The sequence below is a fragment of the Rhizobium giardinii bv. giardinii H152 genome (assembly GCF_000379605.1).
In the GTDB taxonomy this organism is placed as follows: Bacteria; Pseudomonadota; Alphaproteobacteria; order Rhizobiales; family Rhizobiaceae; genus Pararhizobium; species Pararhizobium giardinii.
Window position 1 is genome coordinate 1 of sequence record NZ_KB902710.1, and the last position, 2,955, is coordinate 2,955.

Sequence of the window (2,955 nt, forward strand, 5' to 3'; positions counted from 1 at the left end):
TCCAACCAGCGTCATTGGCTCGAAGTACCGATAGTTGATATTCGCAATAATTCGCGCTTGTCCCATTAATTCGATGACCGTGATCATCGAAAGCAATGGGGTTTCCTTGAACATCGCAACAATGTAGTTACCAAGCACTGGCACCATAGGGGGCACGGCCTGAGGAATGATAACATACCGCCACGTCTGCGTACGTGTCAGGTTTAAGGCCGTTGAAGCTTCCCATAAACCTCGGTCGACGTTATCGATGCCGGCGCGATAGACTTCTGACGTATAACTCGAATAGTGAATGCCGAGAGTAAGTACGCCAGCCATGAGCGGGCTGAGATAGATTCCCACGTCAGGTAGCACGTAGAATGTGAAGTATAGCTGCACAAGCAGCGGGGTTCCTCGAATGAACTCGATGCAAGCCCGGACCGCGGAAGCCACCATCGGATGTGCCGAACGCATTGCGACTGCCAAAGCAAGACCAAGCAATAGTGCAACTATTGAAGCCAATATGCTTGCGTAGACGGTTATTTTAACGCCGTCGATGAGCTTTGGCAGAATTTCCCGAGCAAATTCCCAATCCCATTCCATGTTAGGTCCTAACGCTTGATGTGGGGCGGAGGCGACGTTCGACCAACCGCATAATCCGTGACATCATTACCGCCAGACCCAGGTAAACGATCAGGATTGTTATAAAGGGTACAAGTGAATCGCCTGTTTGAGCTCGCACGGTTTGGGCCCGGAAAGTTATCTCCGAAAGAGAGATCAGAGACACCACCGAGGTCGACTTCAAGATCTCAATCGCACTGTTTGAGAAGGGAGGCACCATCAGCGGCAAAGCTTGGGGCAAAAGTATGTATCTTAGCCTGTGCCAACGGCCAAAGTTCAACGCGATACATGCTTCAAACTGCTCGAGCGGTAGGGCAAGCATACCACCTCGGACGATTTCGGACATATAAGCGCCTGAGTTGAGGCCAAGGACAAGCACTCCTGCTTCGAATGGTGTCAACGACAGACCGAAAAGGGGCAGTACAAAATAGGCCCAAAAGAGCTGTACGACCATGGAGGTGCCCCGGAAGAACTCCATAAAAAGTCTGGCTGCGAGACGTAGCCAGCTAAAGTTGGTGAGTCGCGCGAAGCCCAAAGCGAAAGCTGTGACTAAGGCGAGCAAGGTTCCACACACAGTGAGCTGAATTGTTAGAACCACTCCCGACAAGATCGCCGGAAGAAACTCGATCGAACCAGACATTCAAATACTAAGCCCCGCAGCGACAATCTTACGAAGGAATTGCTTGGTTCGATCCTGCTGCGGATCGCTGAATATCACTTGAGGCGGTCCCTCTTCCACGATGCGCCCGCTATCCAAGAAAAGCACGCGATCAGCAAAATCCCGAGCGAAGCTCATCTCATGAGTGACGAGAAGCATTGTCATGTCAGTCTCCACTGCCAGCCTGCGCATAACATTGAGAACTTCCTCGACAAGTTCGGGGTCGAGGGCCGACGTCACCTCGTCGAACAGCATAATTTTTGGTTTTAGAGCAAGGGCACGCGCGATAGCGACACGCTGCTTCTGCCCACCGGACAATTCAGCCGGTAGTGCCTTTGCCTTATGATCCATGCCGACCATCTTAAGCAGGTCCATAGCCAAGGCGATTGCTTCTGGCTCTGCAAGTCCCTGGTTGAGAATGGGAGCGATCGTTACGTTGCGCAAAACCGTCATATGTGGAAAAAGATTAAACTGCTGAAATACCATACCGATATTTTGCCGCATCTTGTGAAGATGAGCCTCGCGTTGGCTGCGCCGAAGGCTCAAGGTTTCGGGGCTCCAGAGTGGTCCTCCGTTTACAAGAACACTGCCCTCCTCGATCTTCTCAAGAGTCATGAGGATTCGAAGGATAGTGGTCTTGCCAGAGCCGGACGCACCGATCAACGCCAACTTCTCACCCGAGGCAACCTTAAAACTTAGATTGCTCAAAACTTCGTACGCGCCATAGCGCTTGCATACATTATCGAACTGCACCATCGCGCGAGTCATTCGTAGTCTCCTGAAGTATTACGTCAAACCGCAGTGCACCAACCACGGTTTGGCTGGAATCGATGCAGAGAGTCAGCGACAAATATTATCTTCGAGCTGCTATTGTGGGAGCTTACTTTTCACATAGTTGCTGTGTGCTGGCCTTTTCTATATCGCGAGCGTCCTCTTGCAAGCCGTACTTCTTCATGATCTCCATGTAAGTGCCATTAGCTCTGATCTTGCGGAGGCCGTGATTGTACGCGTCGCGCAACTCGGCGCTATTCTTGTTGAATGCTGCCCCACCGCAGGACCTGATGTTCTCGATGCGAACATAGTGCCAGTTTGCAGCGTCAAGCCTTTTGAATAGATTTGCCGTCGTCCCGGAATCATTGGCAAATACGTCAATCCGCCCATCCTCGAGAAGTTTTATGCCGCTGGCGCCGTCCGGAAATACAACTATGTCATCTTCCTTTACGCCGGCTTCAAGGGCCAACTTCTGCTCCGTGCAACCGCCGCATACGCCTATTTTCAGGCCTTGTTTCGCGACGTCATCATATGTTTTGACCTTTTCGAGCAACGTTGCCGCGACAATCAAACTTTCACCGCTGCAAGAGACGGGGTCGGAGAAGAGGACGGCTTGGCAACGCTCGGGCTTTATATAGAGAGCTCCGCTCGATGCTAAATCTGCGCGATTGGACTGCAGTGCAGGTATCATTGCGCCGTATTCCATGAGTTGTCCCGAGAACTGAGTGACGCCAGCCTCTTTAAGAACGGCAGCATCCATTTCTGGACCCCAGCCTCCCGGTGTACCATCCGGGTTCATCTGCATGTACGGCGGCTCGTTGGCAACTGCGATGGTCACGCCATTTTCTTTCGCGTAATCAAGCGCTTCAGCTCTCGTGATTGCCGGATAACCAAACACCGTTGTTATGGCTGCAAAGGTGGCAAGTGCC

General features: G+C 51.9%; 4 protein-coding genes. All 4 read right to left on the reverse strand.

Features of this window, described 5'->3' with window-relative positions:
• The coding region (ehuD, locus tag A3AY_RS0126620) for an ectoine/hydroxyectoine ABC transporter permease subunit EhuD (protein WP_026203858.1) at nt 1-579 on the reverse strand (579 nt) is incomplete at its 3' end.
• Between the two features lies 1 nt (nt 580).
• Nucleotides 581-1,237 carry an ectoine/hydroxyectoine ABC transporter permease subunit EhuC gene (gene ehuC / locus A3AY_RS0126625; RefSeq protein WP_018328727.1) on the reverse strand — a complete coding sequence of 219 codons (657 nt, stop codon included), beginning with the start codon at nt 1,235-1,237 and terminating at the stop codon, nt 581-583.
• The gene (ehuA, locus tag A3AY_RS0126630) at nt 1,238-2,023 is read right to left on the reverse strand and encodes an ectoine/hydroxyectoine ABC transporter ATP-binding protein EhuA (RefSeq protein WP_018328728.1); all 786 of its coding nucleotides are present in this window, start codon (nt 2,021-2,023) and stop codon (nt 1,238-1,240) included. It abuts the gene before it with no gap.
• A gap of 112 nt (nt 2,024-2,135) precedes the next feature.
• The coding region (ehuB, locus tag A3AY_RS36215; RefSeq protein ID WP_018328729.1) for an ectoine/hydroxyectoine ABC transporter substrate-binding protein EhuB at nt 2,136-2,955 on the reverse strand (820 nt) is incomplete at its 5' end.